17 protein-coding genes and 5 pseudogenes are annotated in these 24,198 nt (G+C 70.2%); 13 read left to right on the forward strand and 9 right to left on the reverse strand.

Features of this window, described 5'->3' with window-relative positions; all coding sequences use genetic code 11:
- Nucleotides 1–60: 60 nt before the first annotated feature.
- From ACIBJB_RS24250 to ACIBJB_RS24260, 3 genes are all read left to right on the forward strand, one after another.
- On the forward strand, nt 61–1,407 hold the full coding sequence (locus ACIBJB_RS24250; protein WP_398933198.1) for a hypothetical protein: 1,347 nt from the start codon (nt 61–63) through the stop codon (nt 1,405–1,407).
- Between the two features lie 337 nt (nt 1,408–1,744).
- The gene (locus ACIBJB_RS24255; RefSeq protein ID WP_398933199.1) at nt 1,745–2,500 is read left to right on the forward strand and encodes a response regulator transcription factor; all 756 of its coding nucleotides are present in this window, start codon (nt 1,745–1,747) and stop codon (nt 2,498–2,500) included.
- Nucleotides 2,497–3,609 carry a sensor histidine kinase gene (locus ACIBJB_RS24260; protein ID WP_398933200.1) on the forward strand — a complete coding sequence of 371 codons (1,113 nt, stop codon included), beginning with the start codon at nt 2,497–2,499 and terminating at the stop codon, nt 3,607–3,609. Before ACIBJB_RS24255 ends, ACIBJB_RS24260 begins: the two co-directional genes overlap by 4 nt.
- Before the next feature lie 32 nt (nt 3,610–3,641).
- Here ACIBJB_RS24260 and ACIBJB_RS24265 read toward each other — a convergent pair.
- A pseudogene (locus ACIBJB_RS24265) lies at nt 3,642–3,785 on the reverse strand (IS5/IS1182 family transposase); the annotation flags it as partial.
- 172 nt (nt 3,786–3,957) lie between these two features.
- Nucleotides 3,958–4,378: pseudogene (locus ACIBJB_RS24270) on the reverse strand (TerD family protein); the annotation flags it as partial.
- 147 nt (nt 4,379–4,525) lie between these two features.
- Between ACIBJB_RS24270 and ACIBJB_RS24275 the strand changes: the two are divergent.
- Nucleotides 4,526–5,095, forward strand: a complete 570-nt coding sequence (locus ACIBJB_RS24275; RefSeq protein WP_398933201.1) for a DM13 domain-containing protein — start codon at nt 4,526–4,528, stop codon at nt 5,093–5,095.
- A 33-nt stretch (nt 5,096–5,128) separates the two neighbouring features.
- On the opposite strand, the gene ACIBJB_RS24280 is transcribed toward ACIBJB_RS24275, so the two are convergent.
- On the reverse strand, nt 5,129–5,776 hold the full coding sequence (locus tag ACIBJB_RS24280) for a peroxiredoxin-like family protein (RefSeq protein ID WP_398933202.1): 648 nt from the start codon (nt 5,774–5,776) through the stop codon (nt 5,129–5,131).
- 120 nt (nt 5,777–5,896) lie between these two features.
- On the opposite strand from ACIBJB_RS24280, the gene ACIBJB_RS24285 reads away from it, so the two are divergent.
- Nucleotides 5,897–6,487: a TetR/AcrR family transcriptional regulator gene (locus ACIBJB_RS24285; RefSeq protein WP_398933203.1), complete on the forward strand. Its 591-nt coding sequence runs from the start codon at nt 5,897–5,899 to the stop codon at nt 6,485–6,487.
- Nucleotides 6,488–6,610: 123 nt separating this feature from the next.
- On the opposite strand, the gene ACIBJB_RS24290 is transcribed toward ACIBJB_RS24285, so the two are convergent.
- Nucleotides 6,611–7,669 carry a PucR family transcriptional regulator gene (locus tag ACIBJB_RS24290; protein ID WP_398933204.1) on the reverse strand — a complete coding sequence of 353 codons (1,059 nt, stop codon included), beginning with the start codon at nt 7,667–7,669 and terminating at the stop codon, nt 6,611–6,613.
- A 247-nt stretch (nt 7,670–7,916) separates the two neighbouring features.
- Between ACIBJB_RS24290 and ACIBJB_RS24295 the strand changes: the two genes are divergently transcribed.
- The 3 genes from ACIBJB_RS24295 (at nt 7,917) to ACIBJB_RS24305 (ending at nt 15,544) form a co-directional block, all read left to right on the forward strand.
- Entirely contained in the window at nt 7,917–8,408 is a 492-nt protein-coding gene (locus ACIBJB_RS24295) for a hypothetical protein (RefSeq protein WP_398933205.1), read from the forward strand.
- A gap of 75 nt (nt 8,409–8,483) precedes the next feature.
- Complete coding sequence (locus ACIBJB_RS24300; RefSeq protein ID WP_398933206.1) at nt 8,484–10,517, forward strand: flotillin family protein; 2,034 nt, start codon at nt 8,484–8,486, stop codon at nt 10,515–10,517.
- 134 nt (nt 10,518–10,651) lie between these two features.
- Nucleotides 10,652–15,544 (forward strand): DNA repair ATPase, encoded by a 4,893-nt coding sequence (locus tag ACIBJB_RS24305; RefSeq protein ID WP_398933207.1) that lies wholly within the window; start codon nt 10,652–10,654, stop codon nt 15,542–15,544.
- A gap of 715 nt (nt 15,545–16,259) precedes the next feature.
- On the opposite strand, the gene ACIBJB_RS24310 is transcribed toward ACIBJB_RS24305, so the two are convergent.
- From ACIBJB_RS24310 to ACIBJB_RS24330, 5 genes are all read right to left on the reverse strand, one after another.
- Nucleotides 16,260–16,760 (reverse strand): CBS domain-containing protein, encoded by a 501-nt coding sequence (locus ACIBJB_RS24310; protein ID WP_398933208.1) that lies wholly within the window; start codon nt 16,758–16,760, stop codon nt 16,260–16,262.
- A gap of 197 nt (nt 16,761–16,957) precedes the next feature.
- On the reverse strand, nt 16,958–17,185 hold the full coding sequence (locus tag ACIBJB_RS24315; protein ID WP_398933209.1) for a hypothetical protein: 228 nt from the start codon (nt 17,183–17,185) through the stop codon (nt 16,958–16,960).
- Nucleotides 17,186–17,563: 378 nt separating this feature from the next.
- Nucleotides 17,564–18,862: an SLC13 family permease gene (locus tag ACIBJB_RS24320; RefSeq protein ID WP_398933210.1), complete on the reverse strand. Its 1,299-nt coding sequence runs from the start codon at nt 18,860–18,862 to the stop codon at nt 17,564–17,566.
- Nucleotides 18,859–19,218: a hypothetical protein gene (locus tag ACIBJB_RS24325; RefSeq protein WP_398933212.1), complete on the reverse strand. Its 360-nt coding sequence runs from the start codon at nt 19,216–19,218 to the stop codon at nt 18,859–18,861. The genes ACIBJB_RS24320 and ACIBJB_RS24325 overlap by 4 nt, the downstream gene beginning before the upstream one ends.
- Nucleotides 19,205–20,440: a cation:proton antiporter gene (locus ACIBJB_RS24330; protein WP_398933213.1), complete on the reverse strand. Its 1,236-nt coding sequence runs from the start codon at nt 20,438–20,440 to the stop codon at nt 19,205–19,207. The genes ACIBJB_RS24325 and ACIBJB_RS24330 overlap by 14 nt, the downstream gene beginning before the upstream one ends.
- A gap of 1,188 nt (nt 20,441–21,628) precedes the next feature.
- On the opposite strand from ACIBJB_RS24330, the gene ACIBJB_RS24335 reads away from it, so the two are divergent.
- The 5 genes and pseudogenes from ACIBJB_RS24335 to ACIBJB_RS24355 all read left to right on the forward strand — a co-directional run.
- Nucleotides 21,629–22,363, forward strand: a complete 735-nt coding sequence (locus ACIBJB_RS24335; protein ID WP_398933214.1) for a flavodoxin family protein — start codon at nt 21,629–21,631, stop codon at nt 22,361–22,363.
- A 33-nt stretch (nt 22,364–22,396) separates the two neighbouring features.
- Nucleotides 22,397–22,798 (forward strand): annotated as a pseudogene (locus ACIBJB_RS24340) (MerR family transcriptional regulator); the annotation flags it as partial.
- Nucleotides 22,799–23,721: 923 nt separating this feature from the next.
- A pseudogene (locus tag ACIBJB_RS24345) lies at nt 23,722–23,766 on the forward strand (hypothetical protein); the annotation flags it as partial.
- Between the two features lie 59 nt (nt 23,767–23,825).
- Nucleotides 23,826–24,083, forward strand: coding sequence for a tyrosine-type recombinase/integrase (locus ACIBJB_RS24350; protein ID WP_398933215.1), 258 nt, complete (start codon nt 23,826–23,828; stop codon nt 24,081–24,083).
- Nucleotides 24,062–24,181, forward strand: a pseudogene (locus tag ACIBJB_RS24355) (3-oxoadipate enol-lactone hydrolase); the annotation flags it as partial. The gene ACIBJB_RS24350 and the pseudogene ACIBJB_RS24355, both read left to right, overlap by 22 nt.
- Between the last annotated feature and the right edge of the window lie 17 nt (nt 24,182–24,198).

Raw genomic sequence — 24,198 nt, forward strand, 5'->3', positions numbered from 1 at the left:
AATGCTGACGTCCAGGCTCACCGGAGTCGCATCCGGCCTTCCCTCGCCTAGCGTGCCGGTGTGAACCGCGATCTTCTCCGCGATCTGTCCGCGGCCCTGGCCGCAGCGCTGCTTGTCACGACGGCGGCTGTGATCGGCACCGTCCTGGAACACCGTTACGGGAGCCTTCATGTCAGCTGGCCGCCGCTTTACGGCCATTGGGAGCCGCATGTCGGCCCCGGCACCCCCGCCGCGATCATGGTGGCCGTCGTGGTCGTCGCGTACGGGCCGCTCCTCGCCGCCCGGCTGCCCTGGCGCGCGCTGCTGTGCACCGCCTGGGGCACCGCCATGGCGTGGACGTTCTCGCTCGCCCTGGTCGACGGATGGCAGCGCGGAATCGCCCGGCGGCTCACGACCAAGTACGAGTACCTCCAGGTCATCGACCCCGTCAACCGCTTCCACGACATCCCCGCCGCCCTGCGGGACTTCACCCACCACATCCTGATCCACTCACCCGACGCCTGGCCCGCGCACGTCGCCGGACATCCCCCCGCGGCCACCCTCACCTTCGTCCTCCTCGACCGGATCGGGCTGGGCGGCGGGGCCTGGGCAGGCGTCTGGTGCATCGCCGTCGGGGCGACAGCGGCAGTGGCGGTCCTCATCACCGTACGAACACTGGCCGGGGAGGCGCTCGCCCGCCGTGCCGCGCCCTTCCTGGTCCTGGCCCCTGCCGCCGTATGGATGGGCACCTCCGCGGACGGGTACTTCGCTGCGGTCGCCGCCTGGGCGATCGCGTTCCTCGCCCTCGCGGTCACGGGACACCGGCCCCGGTCGGCAGCCCTCGCCTCCGGGCTCTTCTTCGGCCTCACCGCGTATCTCTCGTACGGGCTGACACTGTTCGCGGTGATTGCCGCCGGCGTCCTGCTGCTCGGCTCCCGACGGCTCCGCCCCCTGCCCTACGTCCTCGCCGGATTCGTCGTCGTCCCGGCCGTCTTCACGTTCGCGGGCTTCAACTGGTGGGAGGCGTACCACCTGCTGGTCACCCGCTACTACCAAGGGGCCGCCGGCATCCGCCCTTACGGCTACTGGGTGTGGGCGAACCTCGCGTGCACGGCACTCGTCGTAGGTCCGGCGACGGTGGCCGGGCTGCGACGAGCCGGTGCGGCTCCCATCCGCCAGGGTCTTCGCACGTGCCTGCGCCGCTCCGCCGCCGAACCCCGCCTCGCCCTGCTCGTCCTCGCCGCCCTGCTCGCGCTCCTCGCCGCCGACCTCTCCGGTATGAGCAAAGCGGAAACAGAGCGCATCTGGCTGCCGTTCGCGATGTGGCTGCTCCCGGCCTGCGCGTTCCTGAACCGACCCCGCGCCTGGCTCACCGCACAGGCCACCCTCGCCCTGCTCCTCAACCACCTGCTGCTGACGGGATGGTGACCATGGAGACCCGGCTCAAGCCTCCGCGGAGAAGCGCCACCGGGTCACCGCTTCTCCGGACGGATCTTCCCGGCCCTCGCCGTCAGCGCCACCTCCTACCCGCGCACACGGCACCACTCTGGCTTGTGCGAGGGGAGGCAAGCAGGGGTGTCGCGACGCCGGCGCCTCCCGAGCTCAGGCGCCGTCCAGTGACACGGCAACGGCATACGGCGGGAGCGTTTTGGTCGCGAGAACGGCCAGATTCAGGAAAGGGCGAAACGGGCGTCCAGGTCTTACGAAACGCGGACGCCGGGGCGCCCCTGCCGCACGGCAATGAAGCCGGTGGGAAGCTGGGGGCATGCAGCAGCCGCACGAATCCCCAGACTCCGGACATGCTCCACGTGGGCAGGGAGGTACGACCCGCGTCCTCGTCGTGGACGACGACCCCACCGTCTCCGAGGTCGTCTCCGGCTATCTCGACCGCGCCGGGTACCAGGTGGACGTGGCCGGGGACGGTCACTCCGCGCTCGTGCGGGCCGCGGCGCACTGGCCGGACCTGGTGGTGCTCGACCTGATGCTGCCCGGCATGGACGGCCTGGAAGTGTGCCGCCGGATACGTGCCCGCGGGCCCGTGCCGGTCATCATGCTCACCGCCCGCGGCGACGAGGGCGACCGGATCCTGGGCCTGGAAGTGGGCGCCGACGACTACGTCACGAAGCCCTTCAGCCCCCGTGAGCTGGTCCTGAGGGTCGAGTCGGTACTGCGCCGGACCCGGCCCGCCGTCGCGGCTCGCCCCGTGCACGCGGCAGGAGTCACCGTCGACCCGGCAGCCCGCCGCGCCACCAAGAACGGCGCCGAGCTCAGCCTCACACTCCGCGAGTTCGACCTCCTCGCCTTCCTCCTGCGCAACCACGGCCGCGCCTACAGCCGCGAAGAGCTGATGCGCGAGGTGTGGGGCTGGGACTTCGGCGACCTGTCCACCGTCACCGTCCACGTCCGCCGGTTGCGGGGCAAGGTGGAGGACGACCCGGCCCGGCCCCGGCTGATCCAGACGGTGTGGGGAGTGGGCTACCGCTTCGACGCGACGCCCTGCGAGGAGGCGGTCCGACCGTGAGCGACACCCTCCTCATCGCCCTCTTCGCCTTCCTCGGCGCTCTCGCGGCCGGACTGCTCGGGGCGGGTGTGCTGTGGCTGATCCGGCGACGCTCGCTGACCGCGTCCCTCGCCGTGGTCGCCGCCGTGGCCGTGACCGCCATGCTCGCGGGCACACTGGCCGTGGCGTGGGCGATGTTCCTGTCCCCGCACGACCTGAGCGTCGTCACCACGGTCGTGGCGATGGCGGCCGTCGTCTCCCTGGTCACCGCGCTGCTGCTCGGCCGGTGGGTCGTCGCCCGCAGCCGGGCACTCACCGCCGCCGCCCGTTCCTTCGGCGACGGCGGCCATTTCGCGGCCCCCGACGGCTCGGCGACCGCGGAACTGGCCGCACTCAGCCGCGAGTTGGCCACCACCAGTGCGAAGCTGGCCGAGTCCCGCGACCGCGAGCGCGCCCTGGAGACATCGAGACGCGAACTCGTCGCCTGGATCTCGCACGACCTGCGCACTCCCCTCGCCGGGCTGCGCGCCATGTCCGAGGCCCTGGAGGACGGCGTCGCCGCCGACCCCCACCGCTACCTCCGCCAGATGCGCACCGAGGTCGAACGCCTCAACGGCATGGTCGGGGACCTCTTCGAGCTCTCCCGCATCCACGCCGGTGCGCTCGCCCTCTCCCCCTCCCGCATGTCGGTGTACGACCTTGTGGGCGACGCCCTCGCGGGAGCGGACGCCCTCGCCCGCGAGTACGGGGTGTGGCTGGTCGGCGACCGCGTCGAGCCGGTGCCGGTCGAGGTGGACGGCAAGGAGATGAGCCGAGTGCTGGGCAATCTGCTGGTCAACGCGATCCGCCGGACACCCTCCGACGGTACCGTCGCGGTCACCGCCGAGCGCTTCTCCGACGGAGTCGTCCTGTCCGTCACCGACGGCTGCGGCGGCATCCCCGAGGAGGACCTGCCGCGGGTCTTCGACACCGGCTGGCGCGGTACCCATGCCCGTACTCCTCCCGCCGGTGCGGGCCTCGGCCTGGCCATCGTCCGGGGCATCGTGGAGGCTCACCGGGGCCAGGCCGCCGTGCGCAACGTCCCCGGCGGCTGCCGCTTCGAAGTGACGCTTCCCCTGGCCGAGGCATGATCGGGGGCTCCTGAGCCAAGCGAATCCGCCGACGAACGGAAGGGCATCCGGGCTGAGATCCACGGCGGTCGGCCATCCGGATCGGTCAGCAACTGCACGTGCACGCCATTCAGGCGCTGCGTGGCGGAGCAGTCGGCCCGGCCGTCGCCCAGGCGGTCGCACTCCGCGAGCGTCCCTGTGGGCCCGGAGTCCGGCGGGCCGCAGACGACGTGAGCCGCGCCGGGAGCGGATCTGCGGGGATACCGCGCACCGGTGGCTTCAGCCGTTTCCGGGTGCTTGGCGCTTCGGTCCCAGGGGTCCACGAGGGCACCACCATGACGGTCGTACGCTTCCTGCGCTGCTGCTTGGTCAGGGCTGTGGGGTGCTGCCCATCTCGGCGGTGAAGATCACGGGATCGCTGTCGAATCCTCGGACCATCTCGCGGTACTCCCACGTTCCGGAGGCGTCCCTGGTGAACTCCGCGACCGTCGCGGCGGTGATCGGAGAGCTGTGCGAAGTCGTCCTTCAACAGCTCCCGGTACCCCTCGACGACCAGAACTCCGGCGTTCGACAGGTCGCCGAAGGTTTTGGGGCCGCTGTTCTGGTGGATCGCCACGCCCACGACCACCCGTGCGAAGGAGGGCGCGAGGCGATCGAGCTCCAGGGTCATCGCTTCGACGTAGCCGAAGCCCTGGCCGGTCTGGCTGTGCCGGCTCATGTTGATGGTGCCGTCCGGTGAGCGCCTGTCGAAGTGGACGACGTACACCGGCCGCCCGAAGGGGGCGTCCGCTCGAACAGGAGGTGGGACGCCTCCCGCTCCGCCCCCATGGCCGACGACGCGACGTAAGTATTTCGTCATCAGCTGCGGGGTGGGGTACGGGCCGCCCGTGCCCGTTGAATGGGAGCGCAACAGGAAAATCTCAGGAGGCGAGCGGGGATGGGGCGCGTGCGGAAGGCGTTGACCGGGCCGTGGGTCATCGCGGTTGTGGTGGTGGCGGTTGGCGCAGTCGGCCTCGGGCTGTACTGGTTTCAGCCCTGGAAGCTGTGGCAGGACGAGACCGTCCAAGAGGCCCTGCCCGGGGTCGCGGACGTGTCCGCTCCTGCTGCGGCGCCCTCGGAAGAGACCCTCGCGCCGCCCTCCCCGGCCACCGGCCCGCAGGTGCTGGCCAGTGGTGAGCTGATCAGCCACGAGCATGCGACCTCGGGCGCGGTGAAGCTCGTACGGCTGGCTGACGGCTCCCATGTCGTCCGGCTGGAGAACCTCGACACCAGCAACGGACCGGACTTGCGTGTCTGGTTGACCGACGCGCAGGTGAAGCCGGGGAAGTCAGGGTGGCGTGTTTTCGACGACGGGAAGTACGTCAGCCTCGGCAAGCTGAAGGGCAACAAGGGAAGTCAGAACTACGCCCTGCCCCGTGACGTGGATCCGTCGAACTATCGCAGCGTGAGCATCTGGTGCGACCGTTTTGACGTGTCGTTCGGCGCCGCCGAACTCGCCCGTGTCTGACGGCGGTGCGGCCATGTCGCACCACGTCGGCACTCAGCCCAGGGCATCGAGGGCGGCCAGGACGGCGGCGGGTTCGGCGCGCTTGGTGTAGTCGGCGTCGACGAAGGCCCAGCGGATGACGCCGTCGCGGTCGATGACGTAGGTGGCGGGCAGCGGGAGGGTGCGCGGGTGGCCGCCGTTGACGCGCTGGAGGTCGAAGCCGAGCTTGTCGTAGACAGTGGCGAGGTCGTCGGGGAGGTCGAAGGCGAGGCCGTACTGCTTGGCGGTGTCGGAGCCGACGTCGCTGAGGACGCTGAAGGCGAGCTGATGCTTCTCGGCCAGGGAGAGGGACTCGTCGGGGACTTGCGGAGAGACCGCGACGAGGTGTGCGCCGCGTGCGGTGATCTCGTCGTGGTGCTGCTGGAGGGCGCGCAGGGCGATGTTGCAGTAGGGGCACCAGGCGCCCCGGTAGAAGGTCAGGACGACGGGGCCGGTCTTGACCAGGTCGGCCAGGCTCACGGGGTTGCCGGCCGCGGACGGCAGATGGAAGAGAGGGGCCTGTGCGCCGACGGCCAGTGCGCGGTCGGCCTGACCGGAGTTGGCGAGTTCCTGGCCGGCGCGCTGCATGATCTGCCGGATGTCGGCGGGGATCTGCTGCTGGCGGGCTGTGTAGAAGGCGTGCAGCTCGGCGTTGAGGGTCATCGGAAGGTTCCTCCTGGGGCGCCGGTCATGTCGTCTTCCGCTATCTCGGAACGACCGTTTCAAGATAGCGGGCGGGGCGGTATCTTGGAACCCTCATTTCAAGATGCCGAGGACTGAGACATGCCGGACGTCAAACACTTCGATCCCGACACGGCCCTGGACGCCGTGATGCGGCTGTTCTGGCGCCAGGGCGTGGAAGCGACCGGGATCCAGGACGTCGTGACGGCCACCGGCCTGAACCGCTCCAGCCTCTACGCCACCTTCGGCGGCAAGCAGGAGCTGTACCGTGCCGCACTGCGCCGGTACATCGAGCAACGCTCCCGTCCGGCGTTCAGCCGCCTGGCCGGAGACGACCGTGGCCTGCCCGCCGTTCACGACTTCTTCGCCGCGCTGATCGAGGCCCGCTGCTCAGGCGCGTACGCCCAATGGGGCTGCATGGTCTCCAACGCCCATGCCGGTGGCGAGAACAGTGACCCCGACATCCGGGCCGTCCTCGACCGGCACCACGGGGAGCTACGGGAGGCGCTGCGCACGGCACTCGTCGCCGCCGAGACCAAGGCTCAGCTCAAACCCGGCACCGACCCCGGGGCCGCGGCCGACCTGCTGGCCTTGCTCGCCTACGGAGTCAATCTGCGCTCCCGCGCAGGCGCCGATGCCGGGGAACTGACGAGGACGGTGACCGGGGCCCTCGACGCGCTGGGGGCCGCGTAGCCGGGCCGTGCGGCATGCCGCGGGGTCGGGGCTCGAGGTGAGTGGACGCGGGCCATCGAGGGCGGGGGGACGGCTGTGGACGTCGTACGCGCTGTCGGCGGCCGGCCGTGGCGGCGGGCGGTGTCAGACGTCGTTGGCCGGCCAGTCCAGAAGCCGGGCTCCGATCACGGCCGTCTGGAGCATGTAACGGTGGGTCGGGTCGGCGGGGTTGGCACCGGTGAGTTTGTGGATGCGTTCCAGGCGGTAGGTCAGGGCGCGCACGCTGAGGGTGAGGCGGCGGGCGGCCTCGGCGGCCACGCAGCCGGAGTCGAAATACGCGGTGAGGGTGTCCAATAAGGGCTGGGCGCCGCCGCGGGCGGTGGTGAGCGGTCCCAGGGTGTCGGCGACGAGGTCGGCCATGGCTTGGCGGTCGCGGGTGAGGACGGGGTAGACCAGCAGGTCGGCGGCGCGCAGGACGGGGTCGTCGAGGTCGAGGCGCTCGGCGAGTTCCAGGACGCCCAGAGCTTCCTCGTAGGACTGGACGACGCCTCCGGGGCCGGGTTGGGGGCGGCCGATGGCGACCCGGCCGCCGTCGGTGGCGGCGTGCGCCTGCTTGGCGAAGTAGGCGAGGACCTCGTCCTGGTGGCCGGGGGCGACGCACAGCAGGCGGCCGTCCTTGGTGGTGAGCAGGATGCTGCGGTCGCCGAAGCGGGAGATGAGCGCCCGTTCCACCTGCTGGGGCACCGGGTCGCCCTCGTCGTAGGTGGCGGGGCCCTGCGCGACGGCGACGGCGTGGGCGTGGGACAGGCGCAGGCCGAAGCGTTCGGCGCGTTCGGCGAGGCGGCCGAGGTCGCTGCGGCCGTAGAGGAGGTCGTCGATGAACTCGCGGCGGGCGGCCTCTTCTTGGCGTACGGCCAGGTGCTGGGCGCGTTCGTAGCCTTCGGCGAAGGCGTCGATGACCTGCTGCACGGCGGCGAGCGCGTCGTCGGCGGAGCCGGGTGAACCTGGCCAGGCCGTGCGGGCGCGGGTCAGATGCGCGCTGACGAGGGCGCGCAGCCCGTGGCCGGCCTCGGCGGCCTGCTCGCCCAGGGCGCGGCGGGAGGCGATCTCGTCCCGGGTGAGGCGTCGCCCGGTGGCCGACACCTCGGTCAGGATCTCGGCGTAACCGTCCAGAAACTGCTCGGGAAGTTCCCGCTCGGTCACGTCGTCCCCCTGGTTCTTGACGCGCTGGTGACGGCTTCTTAGCGGCCACCGGCATGCAGACCCTAATGAACACTGCCGGGAACCGGCAATGCGCGCTCGGGATCGGATCATGCAGCATGGCTCGCGGGGAGCACGGCGGATGGTCTCGGTGCCGGACACCGGCAGGTACTCGGCACCGAGGCCCGGAACGACCGTGCGCCGTCGGAGACGACTGATGAAAGACCGCGGCGGAGAGGGGGATCAGGAGATGCAGACATTTCTCGCAGCGGCCACGGGCCTGCCCACGATCCTGCTGACCGCTGCGCTCGTCGTGGTCGTCTGCTTCTGGCTCCTGGCCGCCGTGGGCGTCGCCGGCGCCGACAGTTTCGACACGGACGTGGACCTTCGGGCGTGGCGTATGGGCGGGGTGCCCGTGGCGGTCGCCTTCTCCGTGCTGACGGTGCTCGCCTGGTCCTTGAGCGTCGGCGCGACAGTTGTGGTTGCCGTGTTGGCGCCCCCCGGGCCTGTCACCGGGCTGCTGCGCATGGTGGTGCCCGTGGGAGCTCTACTGGTCGCTTGGGCCACGACCTGCCTGATCGTGCGGCCGTTGCACCGCCTTTTCCCGGATGAACCCGCGCCGTCCGTGCTGAGCGAGGCTCGCACGGGCGGCGGCACCAGGCTACGAGGTGCCGGGAGCCGCGATCCCCATGGGGGCGCATCCCGTGTCGCCTTGCACCAGCCGCGGGACCGCGCCGCCTGAGCCCCCGACGTCGCCGGATCTCATCTCCGGCCTTCTTCTTCAGCTCAACTCCCTTACGCCTGAAGGACGTATGCCATGGTTGCCATGCTCGTGGGCATCGGCGTGCTCGTCGCCGTCTGCCTCGTTGTCGTACTTGTCGTCTCCCAGCTGTTCCGCAAGGTGGAGCAGGGCAAGGCGCTGATCGTCTCCAAGCTGCGCAAAGTCGATGTGACCTTCACCGGGCAGGTCGTTCTGCCGGTGCTGCACAAGGCCGAGGTGATGGACATCTCGGTGAAGGCCATCGAGATCACCCGGGCCGGCAAGGACGGGCTGATCTGCCGGGACAACATCCGTGCCGACATCCGGATCTCGTTCTTCGTGAAGGTCAACAAGACCGTCGAGGACGTCGTCAAGGTCGCCCAGGCGGTCGGCACCGCACGGGCGAGCGACCAGAAGACGCTGCAGGAGCTGTTCCACGCGAAGTTCTCCGAGGCGCTGAAGACCGTCGGCAAGCAGCTGGACTTCACCGACCTGTACACCAAGCGCGAGGAGCTGCGGTACCGGATCATCGAGGTCATCGGCGTCGACCTCAACGGCTACCACCTGGAGGACGCGGCGATCGACTACCTGGAGCAGACGCCGCTGACCCAGCTCGACCCGGCCAACGTCCTCGACGCCCAGGGCATCCGGAAGATCACCGAGCTGACGGCCGTGGAGCACGTGCGCACCAACGAGGCCCAGCGCACCGAGGAGAAGGAGATCACCCGGCAGAACGTCGACGCGCGTGAAGCGATCCTGGAGCTGGAGCGCCGGCAGGCCGACGCCGAGATCAAGCAGAAGCGGGAGATCGACACCGTACGGGCCCGCGAAGAGGCCGAGACGGCGCGGGTCATGGAGGAGGAGCGGCTGCGTGCCCAGGGCGCGTTCCTCAAGACCGAGGAGCAGCTCGGTATACAGCGGGAGAACCAGGCCCGTGAGGTCGCCGTCGCGGCGAAGAACCGCGAGCGGGTCATCGCCGTCGAGAACGAGCGCATCGAGAAGGACCGGCAGCTCGAGGTCATCGCGCGGGAGCGGGAGACGCAGCTGACGCAGATCGCCGCCTCCAAGGAGGTCGAGGCGGAGAAGCGGGAGATCGCCGAGGTCATCCGCGAGCGGGTCGCCGTGGACCGTACGGTCGCCGAGCAGGAGGAGGCCATCAAGAAGCTGCGGGCCGTGGAGGAGGCCGAGCGCGGTCGGCAGACCGTGATCATCGCCGCCGAGGCCGAGGCGCAGGAGAAGCTGGTCAAGGACATCAAGGCCGCCGAGGCTGCCGAGCAGGCCGCCGTCCACCGCGCCGCCGAGGAACTCACCCTCGCCGAGGCTCGGTTGAAGAGCGCCGACCTCGACGCACAGGCCAAGCTGCGCCTCGCCGAGGGCATCCAGGCCGAGACCGCCGCCGAGGGGCTCGCGGCCGTCCAGGTCCGCGACAAGGAGGCCGAGGTCATCGAGAAGGCCGGCCGCGCGGAGGCGGAAGCGACCCAGGCCAGGCTGCGTGCCGAAGCCGACGGCGCGCGGGCCAGGGCGCTGGCCGAAGCAGAGGGCATCAGCGGGAAGCTGAAGGCCGAGGCCGCCGGTCTCACCGAGAAGGCGGCCGCGATGGCCGCCCTGGACGACGCCTCCCGCGGCCACGAGGAGTACCGGCTGCGCCTGGAGGCCGAGAAAGACATCCGCCTCGCAGGGCTGGACGTGCAGCGCCAGGTCGCCGAGGCACAGGCCACGGTGCTCGCCACCGGGCTGGAGAACGCCGACATCAGCATCGTCGGCGGGGACTCGGTCTTCTTCGACCGGCTGGTGTCCTCGATCGCGCTCGGCAAGGGCGTCGACGGCTTCGTCCAGCACTCCGAAACGGCCCAGGCGCTCGCCAAGCCCTGGCTGGACGGCACCTCCAGCTTCACCGACGACCTCAGCCGCATCCTCGGCTCGGTCTCCACGGCCGACATGCAGAACCTGACCGTCTCCGCCCTGCTCATGAAGCTCATGAACAACGGCGGCGCGAACGCCGGACAGTTCCGGCAGCTCCTGGACAAGGCCGGCGAGCTGGGCCTCGCCGACACCTCGCTGACCGCTCTCAACGGCAGCGCGAGGGCCTGACCCTCGCCGGGACCCGACCGGCATGCCAGGACCCGAGCTGCCTCCACGGCCCGACCCCCGGCCCGTGGTCCGGAGCTGCCGCACAGGGGACGGCAGCTCCGGACCACGTTTCTCCGACACCCGAGAGGGACCCCATGACCACCGGGACCACCGGTCTGGAAGCCGGCACGTACGAGGTGCTGCGCGACCGGCTCACCGCGCAGGCCGCCGAGCTCGCCCGCCGCGCCGAGACGCTCAACGTCCGCCGGACCGAGGAGTTCGGCTCCACCCGGCTGGAGCTGACGAGCACCGAGCGGCTGCGCACCGAGCACACCTGCGTGCCCCGCGACATCGTCTCCGTCGGCGACACGCTGCTCTTCGGCCACAACGTTCTCCTCGGGTTCCTCGGGACCGAGCCGGAGACGACGGTGGGCGACGTCTTCGCGCTGTACGACCGCGACCTGAACCGCCTTCCCGAGGACGCCGTGCCGGGCCTGCTCGACGACGCCGCCTTCGTCCGGGAGTTCGCCGCCCTCTACCGCTACTACCGCCAGGCCCACCTCCTGCAACTACGCCGTGTCGAAGGCAAGTTGCTGGCCGTCTTCCAGACCGGCGAGAAGGCCGGCGACATCCGCGTGCTGCGCTGGGCCCTGTCCGACGACGGCTCCGCGGCCTTCCTGGACGCGCGCGGCGAGCGCGACCACGTCTTCCCGCCCTCCCACGACTTCACATGGACGCAGACGACCCGTGAGGACCACGTCCTCGGCCGCCACCCGCACGTCTCCATCGAGGGCGAGGTCTTCGTCGAGACCGTCGGCGGCACCTTGACCGTCAAGGTCGAGGACAACACCGAGACAGGCGAGGGGATGTACGCCGAGCCGGTCGACGAGCCGCTGCAGTCCCTTGCCGACGCCGACATCGCGTACGCCCGCGTGGGCGCTCTCATCCTGGTGGACGTCCTCCCGTACAAGGAGGACGTCCACCGCTACCTGGTCTTCAACACGCTCACGAAGAGCGTCGTCCGCCTCGATGGCATCGGCCGGGCCTGCCGTCGGCTGCCCGAGGACCAGGGCATCGTCTTCCCCGGCGGATACTGCCTGGCCACAGGCAGGTACAAGATGTTCGACGGGCTCGACACCGAGGGGCTGGAGTTCGAGCGGATGGTCCGCTCGCCCAACGGCGAGGACGTTCTCTTCGCCTTCCACGCGCGCGTGGAAGGCCGCAGTCTGCTGTTGCCGTACAACATGATCCGCAAGGAGGTCGCCGGCCCGCTGTCCTGCCACGGCTGGGCCCTCTTCGACGACGGCACACTGGTGGTCCTGCGAGCCGACAGCGACGAACCGCAGCGTGTCCACCCCGTCCAGCTCTGGAACTCCCCGTTCGTCTCCGACACCCATGCCGCCGCCCGGCCGGCAGGCGCCGGCTCGCTCGCCCGGATCGGCAACGCCGACCTCGTGCGCGGCATCTCCGACTGCCTCTCCATCACGCGCGCCGTCACCGAGACCACCCCGACGAGGGAGGTGTACGAGGCACTGGCCGCCGCCTGCGTCCGGACCACCGACTCCCATCACTGGCTGGGCGAGCCCGAACTCGGCAATCTGGTCGAGCCGCTCACCCAGGTGCGGACCACCGCCGAGCAGGTGCTGGCCGAGTTCGAAACCGTCCAGGCCCTCACCCGCCAGGCCGCCGACGCGCTGGCCGAAGCCGCCGCCCGGGTAGCAGCGGTCGTTCGACGCCTGCGCGGCGAGGCCCCGCGCAGCGCCGCAGCCTGGGTGACCGGCCTGACCGAACTGCGCCACGCCCAGGGCCACCTGCTCACCCTCAAGGACATGCGGTACGCGGACACCGCCCGCATCGACGAACTCGCCGCCGACGCCGAGGCCGACCTCGCCTCCTTCGGGCAGCGGGCCGTCGCCCACCTCGCGCGCGAGGACGCCTTCGCTCGCCATCAGGCCGACGTCCAGCAGCTCGCTGCCGACGCGGAGGCGATCGCCACCGTCGCCGAGGCAGCGCCCGTCGCCGCCCGCCTTGACGACCTCGCCGACGGACTGGGCACGGTGACCGAGGTCGTCGCCGGCCTCGGCATCGGCGACGCCACCGTCCGTACGGCCGTCCTGGAGCGGATCGCCGAGGTCCTCGGCGGCATCAACCGCGCCCGCGCCACCCTCGAAGGCTGCCGCCGCGCGCTTCTCGACCGTGAGGGGCGCGCGGAGTTCGCGGCCGAGTTCGCGCTGCTCGGCCAGGCCGTCATCGGCGCGCTCGCGGCTGCCGACAGTCCCGAGGGGTGTGACGAGCAGCTCGCCCGCATGCTGGTGCGGGTGGAGAACCTGGAGTCCCGGTTCGCCGAGTTCGACGACTTCCTAGGCGAGCTGGCGGACAAGCGCGACGAGGTCCACGAGGCGTTCTCCTCCCGTAAGCAGACCCTCGCCGACGCCCGCGCCCGCCGCGCCGAGCGCCTGGCCGACTCGGCGAGGCGCGTCCTGCAGACGGTCGCCCGCCGCGCCGGCATGCTCGCCGACGCGGACGCGATCGCCACGTACTTCACCTCCGACCCGATGGCCGGCAAGGTCCGCCGCCTCGCCGACGAGCTACGCGAACTCGGCGACCAGGTCAGGGCGGAGGAACTGGACGGCCGTTTGAAGGCCGCCCGCCAGGACGCGTTGCGCGCCCTGCGCGACCGCACCGACCTGTACACCGACGACGGCCGCACCCTCCGACTGGGCAGCCACCACTTCGCCGTCAACACCCAGCCACTCGACCTCACCCTCGTCCCGCACGGCGACACCCTCGCCTTCGCGCTCACCGGCACCGATTACCGCTCGCCGGTCACGGATCCCGACTTCGCCGCCACCCGGCCGTACTGGGACCGCCCGCTGCCGTCCGAGTCGCCAGAGGTCTACCGCGCCGAGCACCTCGCCGCCCGTCTGCTGGACGAACACGGCCCGGCCGCGCTCGCGGAGGCCGACCTGCCCGCCGTCGTCCGGCAGGCGGCGGAGGCGGCATACGACGAGGGCTACCAGCGCGGCGTCCACGACCACGACGCGGCCGCGATCCTCGCCGCACTTCTCCGCCTGCACGAGGGCGCCGGTCTGCTCCGCCACGAGCCCGCCGCACGCGCCGCCGCCCATCTCTTCTGGGCGCACGGCACGACGGCCGAGGAGCGCGAGAGCTGGACCCGGCGGGCGGTATCGCTGGCGCGCGCCCGGGACACGTTCGGGCTCACGCCCGCCATCGACGGCCTGCGGACCGAACTGGCGGAGGCGATCGGCACACAAGCGGCGGCCGCCTACCTCTTCGAGGAGCTGACGAGCGGGCCCGACGGCTTCGTCATCAGCGCCGGCACCCGCACGCTGCTCGACAAGTTCCGCCGTACGATGGGCACATCGGCCTACGACGACGACCTTGCCGTCCTCACCGACCCGGCCGCACGCAGGCAGCTGGTGGAGGCGTGGCTGACGTCGTACACCACCGCGACCGGCACGGAGACCACCCCCGGCGACCTGGCCGAGGCGGTGGCCGCCGAGCTCTGCACGGACCTGCCCCGCTACCAATCCGACGCGACACTGACCCAGAGCGTCGAGGGGCTGCTGGGCGCCCACCCGCGCATCAGCGGCCGTAGGCTCACGGTCCGCGTGGACGAATTCCTGGCCCGCACAAGGGAGTTCCGCGCCCAAGAAGTTCCTGCCCACCGCGCCTACCAGCGGCGCCGTGCGGCGTTGGTGGCCGCCGAGCGCACCCGCCTGCGCATGGACGAGTACCGGCCGGCGGTGATGTCCGCGTTCGTGCGCAGCAAGCTGATCGACGAGGTGTACCTGCCGCTGGTCGGCGACAGCCTCGCCAAGCAGCTGGGCACCACAGGCGAGTCCAAGCGCACCGACACCGGCGGCCTCCTCCTGCTCATCTCCCCGCCCGGCTATGGCAAGACGACCCTCATGGAGTACGTCGCCGACCGCCTCGGCCTGATCCTGGTCAAGGTCAACGGACCCGCGCTCGGCCATGCGGTGACCTCCCTCGATCCGGCCGAGGCTCCGAACGCGACCGCCCGCCAGGAGGTCGAGAAGATCAACTTCGCACTGGAGACCGGCAACAACACGCTGCTCTACCTGGACGACATCCAGCACACCTCGCCCGAACTGCTGCAGAAGTTCATCCCGCTGTGCGACGCCACCCGCCGCATCGAGGGCGTCCGGGACGGCGAGCCGCGCACCTACGACCTGCGCGGCAAGCGCTTCGCCGTCTGCATGGCCGGCAACCCCTACACCGAGTCCGGCAGCCGCTTCCGCGTCCCCGACATGCTCGCCAACCGCGCCGACGTCTGGAACCTCGGCGACGTCCTGACCGGCAAGGAGGACGCGTTCGCGCTCAGTTTCATCGAGAACGCGCTGACGTCGAACCCGGTCCTCGCTCCGCTCGCCGGCCGAGAGCGCATGGATTTCGACCTGCTGATCCGCTTGGCCGAGGGCGACACGACAGCCCGCGCCGACCGGCTGACCCACCCGTACGCCCCGGCCGAGCTGGAGCGGATCCTGGCCGTGCTGCGCCACCTGCTGACGGCTCGCGAGACGGTCCTGGCGGTGAACGCCGCGTACATCGCCTCGGCGGCCCAGGCCGACGGGACCCGCACCGAGCCGCCCTTCCAACTCCAGGGCTCCTACCGCAACATGAACAAGATCGCCCAGCGCATCCAGCCGGTCATGAACGACACCGAGCTGTCAGCGTTGATCGACGACCACTACCGGGCCGAGGCCCAGACCCTCACCACAGGCGCCGAGGCCAACCTGCTGAAACTGGCGGAGCTGCGCGACACGCTCACCCGCGAACAGGCTTTGCGCTGGGCCGAGTTGAAGGCATCGTACGTCCGCACCCAGACCCTGGGCGGACCGGACGACGACCCACTCACCCGCGCGGTGGCCACCCTCGGCCTGCTCGCCGACCGGATCGCGGCCGTCGAGTCGGCGATCAACCGCGCCGCCGACCCACGCCACCCGATCGCCGACCCCACCGCCCGACACGCGGCCCGCCCCGACCCGGGACACGGGGAGCACTGAGGTGCCGCGCACCCGTCCGGCACCGCTGCCCCGGGAGCTGCCCCACGTCGGCACGGTCCGCCGACGGGCACGCATGGGCACGGGCCTGGTCGTGGCGCTGCTCGTGCTGCCCTTCGCCGTCGGTGGCATGGTCCGGTCGGGTGCGGCAGTGGGGCTCGTGACTGGTCCCCTGGCCTTACTGTGCTGTTCGTCGAGCTGTGCGCGGAACGCGCGCCGACGCGCTGCTCGTCGGCCAGAATGACCGCGCGGACCCTGACAGGCATACGCCCCGTCGACCTGAGCCGCATCACGCATGTCCGACTGCAGACGACGTTCTCGTACGGCACCGTCCGCCGGGCTCTCCTTGTCCGCGACGCACACAGGGTGCGGCTCGGCGTTACCTCCACAGCCCGGCGGCGCGTGCTGCGGCGGGCGTTCGAACGGCAGCCGGGGGCGTCATGGGACCCGGCCCCAGAGTGAACCGGGCAGCGCGTGCCTGGTGATCTGCTGTGTTCTTCGGGGCGCTGATGCTGCTCGACCGGGAGCTCGTGGGACTCATCCCCTGCTGTGGCATCACCTCGAACGCGGTGCCCGCCGTGCCCTGGAGCAGGGCACGCCGCGGTGCGGCATGTCGGCGCTGGAGCGTTCGGGCAGAAGGATCGACGCCGAGGTGTGCCGGGAGATCCTGCGCGCTCGGCCTTGAGCGGTCGGCACACGCGCGAGTTTCACGGCGTGGTCACGTGCTGCTCAATGCTCCTGCGGCGCCCAGCAGTTCGTGCAGGAGGTGCGAGGCCGTGATCACGCCCAGCAAGCGGGTACTGCCTGGCTCCCGGCCGCCCGGTCGGGCTCTGACCTTCTCGGCGACCGCCACGAGCGGGCTGCGTACCTGTGCCATCAGCGCGGCCACCTCCAGCGCGGTGTCGTCGGGGTCGGCGATCGGCGGCGGGGCCGCCTTGCTGGACAGGCAGTCCCCGACGCGGCGGCCGGCCAGCGCCTGGCAGAGCCGGTCGGCGTGCTTCTCGTCGACGACGGCGGCGAGGGTCGGGTCTTCGACGACGTAGGCGGGCACCAGCACTTTGATCATCTGGGAGGCGGGAAGGATCGCCTGCGGCTCGCCCCGCTCGTCAAGCACCAGCAGGCCCGGCAGCTTGTGCTCGGCCATCAGCCGGGCAGCGTCCATGGCGTCGCTGTCGACGCTCACCGTTTCGTATGCGACCGCCAGGTCACGAGCGCGCACGGCGGGCTCCTCTTCCTCTGGAAATGGTCCTGTGCTCAGCGTCGTACGGTTTCGGGGTGCGGGCCAGGTCATTGACGCGGAACATACGCAGCGGCCCTGTTCGAACACGCATCACTCCGCTCCGGTCACCCATCGTGGTCCGACTGGTTCCGGGAGGCCGAGGTCCTGGCATCCATTTCGCCGGGCTGCACCCGAGCTCACCATGGTGGCCCGCCGCTGCCGGGTGCCTCCCTGGCTGCCTGAGACCGCACTGCCCGCCGGTAGAACCGCTCACTGAGCTGTGATCCGCCGATGAGTCCGGCGGCGAACATCAGCACGCCGACCTCCACCATCGAGCCGAAAAACGTGGCGTCCTCGGTGTCCAGCCCGCTCCACCGCAGCATGGGAACCACCAGCCCGCCGATCCAGATCACCAGCAGCGCCACCCCTCGCACCCGGATGCCCCACGGGCTCGTACGACGTCGGACTCGCCCGGGTGCCCAGCCCCGCAACGAGGCTATCGCCAGAGGAAGGGCGAATGCTGACCAACCGATCAGCCACAGCCAGGGGAACAAGGTTCACGCTCCATATCCGGGTGCCGCCCAGCGGCAGAGGGCTTTGTGAGGGCCTGCCGCCCCGACAGGTGCCGGCCCGTGCGGCGCGCCCGGGCGCCAGGTCAGCCGGCCCGCCCCGGCTCCCCCGCCCGTCCCCGCGACGGCCGCGGTGCCGGCTCCGAGGCCCGTCGTACCTCGCACGCCCTTGCTGACGTGGGGACCCCGCGCCTCGGCTGGGGAAACGGGACCATGCAGTCCGTCACCTCCGGATCACGCCAGTGCGAAGTAGCGCAGCCACACGTACCCCGCCGACAGCGCTACGGTGACGACGGTGACGACCAGGCCGTACTTGGTGAACTGCCAGAAGGAGATGGGCTGCCGGTTGCGTTCGGCGATGCCCAGGACGACCACGTTGGCACTGGCGCCGATCGCGGTGGCGTTGCCGCCGAGGTCCGCTCCGATGGCCAGGGCCCACCACATGACGTGGTCGCCCGAACCGCCCATCGACTGCACGAGGTCGCTGGTGATGGGGGCCATCGTGGCGACGTAGGGGATGTTGTCCACGATGCCGGACAGCACGGCCGACGCGCCCAGCAGCAGCATGGAGCCGCCGAGTTCGTTGTCGCCGATGGCGTCGGCGAGGGCCTTGGAGACCTCGCCGATGACGCCTGTCTCGATCAGACCGCCGATCATGATGAACAGCCCGGCGAAGAAGGCGAGGGTGGGCCATTCGACCTCGCCCAGCACCTCCCCGGTCTCCACGGCGGACACCGCGATCAGCAGGCCGGCGCCCAGCAGTGCGACGACACTGGGCTCGTAGTGCAGCACGGGGTGGAGCACGAATCCGACGACGACCAGGGCGAGCACCACGAGCCCCTGGACGAGCATCCGTGGGTCTTTGATGGCCTCGCGCTCCTCCAGCGCCATGACCTCCTCGGCGCGTGCCTCGTCGTAGACGAAGGACTTGCGGAACAGGAAGCGGCACAGAGCGACGAGCACGACGACCAGGATCGCGGAGAGCGGGGCGAGGTGGACAAGGAAGTCGTTGAAGGTCAGGCCGGCCCGGCTGGCGATGATGATGTTGGGCGGGTCGCCGACCAGGGTCGCGATGCCGCCGATGTTGGATGCGAACACCTCGGCGATCAGGAACGGGGCGGCGGGCAGCCCGAGGCGCTCGCAGACCAGCAGGGTGACCGGGGCGATGAGCAGGACCGTGGTGACGTTGTCGAGCAGGGCCGAGGCCATGGCTGTGATCACGATGAGCATGACCATCACGCGGAAGGGTCTGGCCCGTGCCCTTTTCACCGACCAGATGGCCAGATACTCGAACATGCCGGTCTTCTTGAGCACGCCGACGATCATCATCATGCCCATGAGCAGGAAGATGACGTTCCAGTCGACGCCGCTGTGCTCGGAGAAGAAGGCCGACTTGTCGTCGGTCGCGCCGATTGCCAGCATCAGCGCGGCACCGCCGAGGGCTGCCCCCACGCGGTGGATCTTCTCGCTGATGATCAGGCCGTAGGTTGCGACGAAGACGACGATCGCCGCCCAGCTCTGCCAGCCGTTCACGATCCTCCGATGAGTCGTTCCGGCAGGCGGGCGGCCGTCACGGCGCCTGCCGGCCAGGTTCGGTCGCTGTCGTGTCCGACGAGGGTGACCAGTGGGGTGTGCGTGCGGGCCATGAGAGCCGCGATGTGCATGATGCCGACGTCCGGTCCGACCGTCGGCCGGCGGAACCTGCGACGCGGCAGCCTCTCCGAAGGGGGGACCCCCATCGCGACCGTGGGCACGACGGCGTACGGCTGGTCGTCCCGGTTGACGATCAGCAGTGCGGGTGGTTTGTGCTCGGCCGGCAGCAGGGTCGCGTCGGTGGCGTAGTCGGTGGACACGTACGGGTCGGGCACGACGAGTTCATACGCCGACATGGCCGGCCTCCTTGGTGGTACGGGAGGACTCGTCGCCGCCGGGTACGCCGGCGAGGTCCTCGACGTCGAAGAGGCGGGCGATCGGAACGTCGGTGGAGCTGTGCGCGATGATCGAGAAGGCGATGCACACGGCGATGAGCGTGAACGCCTCCTCGCCTTGCGGGGTCCCGGCCTGCAGCACCAGCAGGCCGTACACCACCGACGCGAAGCCCTTCGGCCCGAACCAGGCCGCGACCAGCTTCTCCCGCCGGTCGAACCGGGTACCGACCAGGGAGAGCAGCAGAGAAACCGGGCGGATCAGAACGATGGCCAGGACCACGGCGACGTAGCCGCCGAAGGACAGGTCCCCGAACAACTCAGGCGTCAGCAGCGCACCGAACACCAGCAGCGCCGCGAACTTCGCCAGCTCCGCCAGCGCCTCGCCGAGCGGCTCGAACGCTTCCTTCGCCTCCGGTGAGCGCGCGGTGAGCACCGCGCCCGCCGAGAACGCGGCCAGGTAGGGGTTGGCGTGCGTCAGGTGGCACGTCGCGTAAAGGATCACGCCGATCGCCAGCGGCAGCAGCGGCTGCAGCTTGGGCTCGGCTCCCAGCAGCCGGAACCGCACGAGCTCGATCACCACGAACGGCAGGACGACACCGAACGCCAGCCCGAGGACCAGCTCGAGCGCGATCTTCCCCAGCGACGCCTCGGCGTGCCCGGAGGTCGGCCCGGCTGCGGCGATCAGGATCAGCACGACCGGCAGAGCGAGCCCGTCGTTGATGCCGCTCTCCACGTTCAGCAGCTGCCGCAGCTTCGCCGGGACCTCCTTGCGCCCGACGATCGCCGAGGCGAACACCGGGTCGGTCGGCGCCAGCACGGCGCCGACCAGGAACGACGTCGTCCAGTCCAGGCCCACCAGGTAGTGCGTGATCAGCGCCATGCCGACGAACGCGAGCGGCATGCCCAGTCCGAGGGCGCGGGCCGGGTTGCGCCAGTTGGAGCGCAGCTTGGGAAAGGAGACGTGCATGCCGTCGGTGAAGAGCACCGCGAACAGCGCCAGATCGGCCGTCACGGACACGATCTCGCTGTCCGGCGTGATGTGGATCAGCCCCAGGAAACCATCGCTGACGAGAGCGCCGCCGACCAGGAAGAGAAAGGACGTCGACAGCACGGTCCGGGCGGCCAGACCTGACAGCAGCACCGCGATCAGCAGCGCCACCCCGAAGACCACCACGAGCACCATGATGCGAACCCCCGATCAGCGAAGAGACTTGTCCTCAAACGCCGACCAGGCTTCCCGGCACACCGCTGGGAACCCTACACGTTCTTTACGCGGCACTGACAGGTCACCGGCGCGCACTCTGACATGCCGGACACTGCCGGGTTCCGGAAAAGACGTCTCGGCCGCCTAAGGTGCAGTCGTCCGTTCCGGCCGCCGACGCACGGGTGATGCCGACATGGCGCACGACCGACCCTGCCCGGTCGTTTGAACCGCTGCTGCGCCACGCCGACTTGTCATCGCAGCTCCTGTGGGTCGGGTGCACGCGTGACCTGCAGGGGCAGGAGACGTAGCAGTCCCGCGCATCCCTGGTGGCTCGCGCAGGGCCACCAGTCATGAAGAGGGCGGCGACCCGCGCTCGCGATCGACGCCAGCCTGTTCATCATCACCGTGGAAGGCGGCTCCGCCGGTGAGTGCGGCGGTGGCCGGTCGTCCTCGACGTCGAGCTCGCGTCGTGGTCCTGGTCGTCCCGGGCAGGGCGGTGTAAAACCGTGATCCGTGTGCGATCAGTGCCCCGTAGTCCCCACCCGACCAGGGGTTCGCGGGAGAGCGACCAAGGCGGGGACAGCACATGGCACATGGGCGTGCGGCGATACCGGCGCTGGTTGTAGAGGTGCTGCTCACCGCGTTCTCGTGGTGGGCGGGAGCGAGTGGGCAGGAGCTGCACCTGCCGGGCACCGCAGACGTGAGCGGCGGCCGGGCTGCGGCAGTTCTCCAACAGTGGCTCACACCCTGGTCATACGATTCTCCGGCCTCGGTCCGGTTCGGCGCCGAGGCGCCCGGCCAAATCGGGGACGCGGCTGGTTCGGACGGCATTCGCTACCCCGAGTTGTACGCGACCGCGCTGCAGATCCGGTTCGCCGCGGTCTTCGCCTTCTTCGTGCCCGGGGCGCTGCTCCTGGTCCGCAGGCTGCCGCCGGGGGCACGGCCAGATGCCTGCCGCGCTGTTCGCCGCGGTGTGGTTCTGGGACTGGTGGCCGGGATCTTGGCGGTGACCGTCACGGCGCCGTGGCTGATCGCTCGCAGGGGAGAGCGCCGTGCCGCGGTGAGTCGCAGCGGGACAAAGCGCGCATTCCGCGAGACGCTGCCGCCGGGACGGCGCGGAGGCGCCGCCTCCCCCGCCCCTGTCCGCTCTCCTCCTCGGAGTCCACCATGGCAGCACAGCCCGCCCCGCCTGAGGACGGTTACCGCTTCGACGACCTGCGCGCGCTCTTCGTCAACTGCACGCTCAAGCCGTCCCCCCAGCTCAGCCACACCCAGGGACTCATCGACAAGAGCCGGGCGATCATGGATGCGCGTGGGGTGACCACGGACGAGATCCGTGCGGTCGACCACGACATCGCCCCCGGTGTATATCCGGACATGACCGAGCATGGCTTCACCACGGACGCCTGGCCCGCGCTGTACGAGAAGGTGATGGCCGCGGACATCCTTGTGCTGGCCGGACCGATCTGGCTGGGCGACAACAGCTCGGTCACCAAACAAGTCATCGAGCGGCTCTACAGTTGCTCCAGCCTCCTCAACTCCCAAGGCCAGTATGCCTACTACGGGCGGGTCGGTGGCTGTCTGATCACCGGCAACGAGGACGGTGTGAAGCACTGCGCGATGAACGTCCTCTACAGCCTGCAGCACCTCGGCTACACCATTCCGCCGCAGGCCGACGCGGGCTGGATCGGCGCGGCGGGGCCCGGGCCCTCGTACCTGGACCCCGGTTCGGGCGGCCCGGAGAACGACTTCACCAACCGCAACACCAGTTTCATGACCTGGAACCTGATGCACATGGCGGCCTTGCTCAAACGCGTCGGAGGCATTCCCGCCCACGGCAACCAGCGCTCGGAGTGGGACGCCGGCTGCCAGCCGGGGGCAGACAACCCCGAGCACCGCTGAGCCAGACCGGGAGGTCCGGAGCTGGCACTCAGCGTGAGCAGCGAGCACATGCAGATCGGCGAGGTCGCAGCACGGACCGAGCTGTCGCTGCGCACCATCCGGCACTACGAGGACACCGGCCTCGTCATCCCCTCCGCCCGCTCGCAGGGAGGCTTCCGCCTCTACACCGAGGCTGACGTCGCCCGCCTGATGGTCGTCCGCAGCATGAAGCCCCTCGGCTTCACCCTCGACCAGATGCGCGCCCTGCTCGACGCCACCGACCGCCTCGACTCCGGCGAGGACCTGCCGCCCGAGCAGCGCGAGGAACTGCTGGGGCGGATCAGCGGCTTCGAACAGGCCGTCCACCAGCGCGTGGTCGACCTTCGCACCCAACTGGCAAGGGCGGAGGAGTTCGCGGCCACGCTGGCGGACCGCCTCGCGCGGAGTCCCGCGTCCTCAAGACGTGTCCTCATGACAGCCCCCACTCCAAGGCGGCCCACGGATTCAGACGTCGATTTGCACGTGCCCGCCCGGCGGCAGCCGTCCTGGAGGGCACAGACACCCATTGCTTCGGTGATGGCATCGGAGCCGCACCTGCTACGGCTCCCCGCAGTCCCAGCCGGTTTGCGGCGGGCGACTTCCCGCGGACCACGCCGACGGGCGAGACGGCCGGCTGCGCGGTCATCAGCGTCTTCATGGCACCGGGTGCAGGCCGCGTACTCATCCACGGACTCGGGAGCTCCTCGCCTGGGAAAACCCGCTGCTCGTGTACTTCGCGGTCATGTGGTTCGGCGCTTTCGCCGGCACTACCTGGACTGCCACAGCGGGACGGCGGGCGCCGGCAATCGGCGTCCGCCGCCAGTGGGGGGCAGTTGTCTGCGGCCAGCAGGTCCAGAGGGGGCAGGAGTGGCTGACCTGCACCAACCGGATCTTCCGCGCGCCACCATCGACCCGCCCGTGCGACGAGTGTCGCGCCGGTCTGCTCCGCGGCCCACCAGGTGCACGCTGCTTGCTGTCCTCAGGCCACCAACACCGCTTGTCTTGGGGATGGCGGTCCGGGTCCCAGTCAGTGGCGCGCACTGTAGACCACGGTCGCCGGTTGGCCAAACCGGCGATGGTGACGACCATTGAAGGTGTTCGCATTCGGCTTGGCCCGGCGAAGGAGCCGTGTCGGACGAAGTGGACAGAGGCGCAGGCTCCTGGAGAAGCGAACGGTCCTGTTGCCTGCTGACCTGATGGTTAAGGCGCCCTTCGTTGAAACGCATCGGTGCCTGTGCCTGCATGGAAGGGTTCCGCGCCCTCAAGGAGAGTGAGAAGTCCTGTCAGTTCCGATCAAGAAGCTCCCGCCGAATGCGAAGGGGCAGGTCCGGTATCGGTTTGTGGTCGATGTAGGGAGCGATCCCGTTACCGGTAAGCGCAAGCAGATGACCCGTACCTTCGGCACGCTGAGGGAAGCGAAGGCCGAGTGCGCGTGTACAAGGTCATGGACGAGAAAGGGCTGCGGCGGGTCCGCTTGTACGACGCCCGCGCGAGTTGCTTCACGTACCTCGCGAACAACGGGGTGCCGGATCACCTGCTGGCCCGCTGGGCAGGACACACCAACGTCAAGACCACGAAGCGCTGGTATGTGAAGCCGAATGTGGAGGATCTTCGTCCGGCGGCGGATACGTGGGGAGGTCTGGCGAGCGACCCCGCCCCCGCTCACGAAGAGAGTGTGAGATGTGGGAGCGTGAGCGGGTGAGTGAGAACAACCTCGAAACCCTGCAGTACCGCTTTGACGGGCCAGAAGACGCGCCGGTCCTGATCTTGGGACCCTCCCTGGGTACCACCTGGCACATGTCGTAGAAACCGTCCAC

Origin of the sequence: Streptomyces sp. NPDC050759 (assembly GCF_044456945.1) — a bacterium.
Lineage (GTDB): Bacteria > Actinomycetota > Actinomycetes > Streptomycetales > Streptomycetaceae > Streptomyces.

What these genes read in the sequence shown, in the direction of transcription:
- ACIBJB_RS24280 (WP_398933202.1), bottom strand. Translation starts at nt 5,776, where the DNA reads ATGACCCTCAACGCCGAGCTGCACGCCTTCTACACAGCCCGCCAGCAG.
- ACIBJB_RS24350 (WP_398933215.1), top strand. Translation starts at nt 23,826, where the DNA reads ATGGACGAGAAAGGGCTGCGGCGGGTCCGCTTGTACGACGCCCGCGCG.
- ACIBJB_RS24305 (WP_398933207.1), top strand. Translation starts at nt 10,652, where the DNA reads ATGACCACCGGGACCACCGGTCTGGAAGCCGGCACGTACGAGGTGCTG.
- ACIBJB_RS24330 (WP_398933213.1), bottom strand. Translation starts at nt 20,440, where the DNA reads ATGGTGCTCGTGGTGGTCTTCGGGGTGGCGCTGCTGATCGCGGTGCTG.
- ACIBJB_RS24295 (WP_398933205.1), top strand. Translation starts at nt 7,917, where the DNA reads ATGCAGACATTTCTCGCAGCGGCCACGGGCCTGCCCACGATCCTGCTG.
- ACIBJB_RS24255 (WP_398933199.1), top strand. Translation starts at nt 1,745, where the DNA reads ATGCAGCAGCCGCACGAATCCCCAGACTCCGGACATGCTCCACGTGGG.
- ACIBJB_RS24325 (WP_398933212.1), bottom strand. Translation starts at nt 19,218, where the DNA reads ATGTCGGCGTATGAACTCGTCGTGCCCGACCCGTACGTGTCCACCGAC.
- ACIBJB_RS24285 (WP_398933203.1), top strand. Translation starts at nt 5,897, where the DNA reads ATGCCGGACGTCAAACACTTCGATCCCGACACGGCCCTGGACGCCGTG.
- ACIBJB_RS24300 (WP_398933206.1), top strand. Translation starts at nt 8,484, where the DNA reads ATGGTTGCCATGCTCGTGGGCATCGGCGTGCTCGTCGCCGTCTGCCTC.
- ACIBJB_RS24335 (WP_398933214.1), top strand. Translation starts at nt 21,629, where the DNA reads ATGGCAGCACAGCCCGCCCCGCCTGAGGACGGTTACCGCTTCGACGAC.
- ACIBJB_RS24275 (WP_398933201.1), top strand. Translation starts at nt 4,526, where the DNA reads ATGGGGCGCGTGCGGAAGGCGTTGACCGGGCCGTGGGTCATCGCGGTT.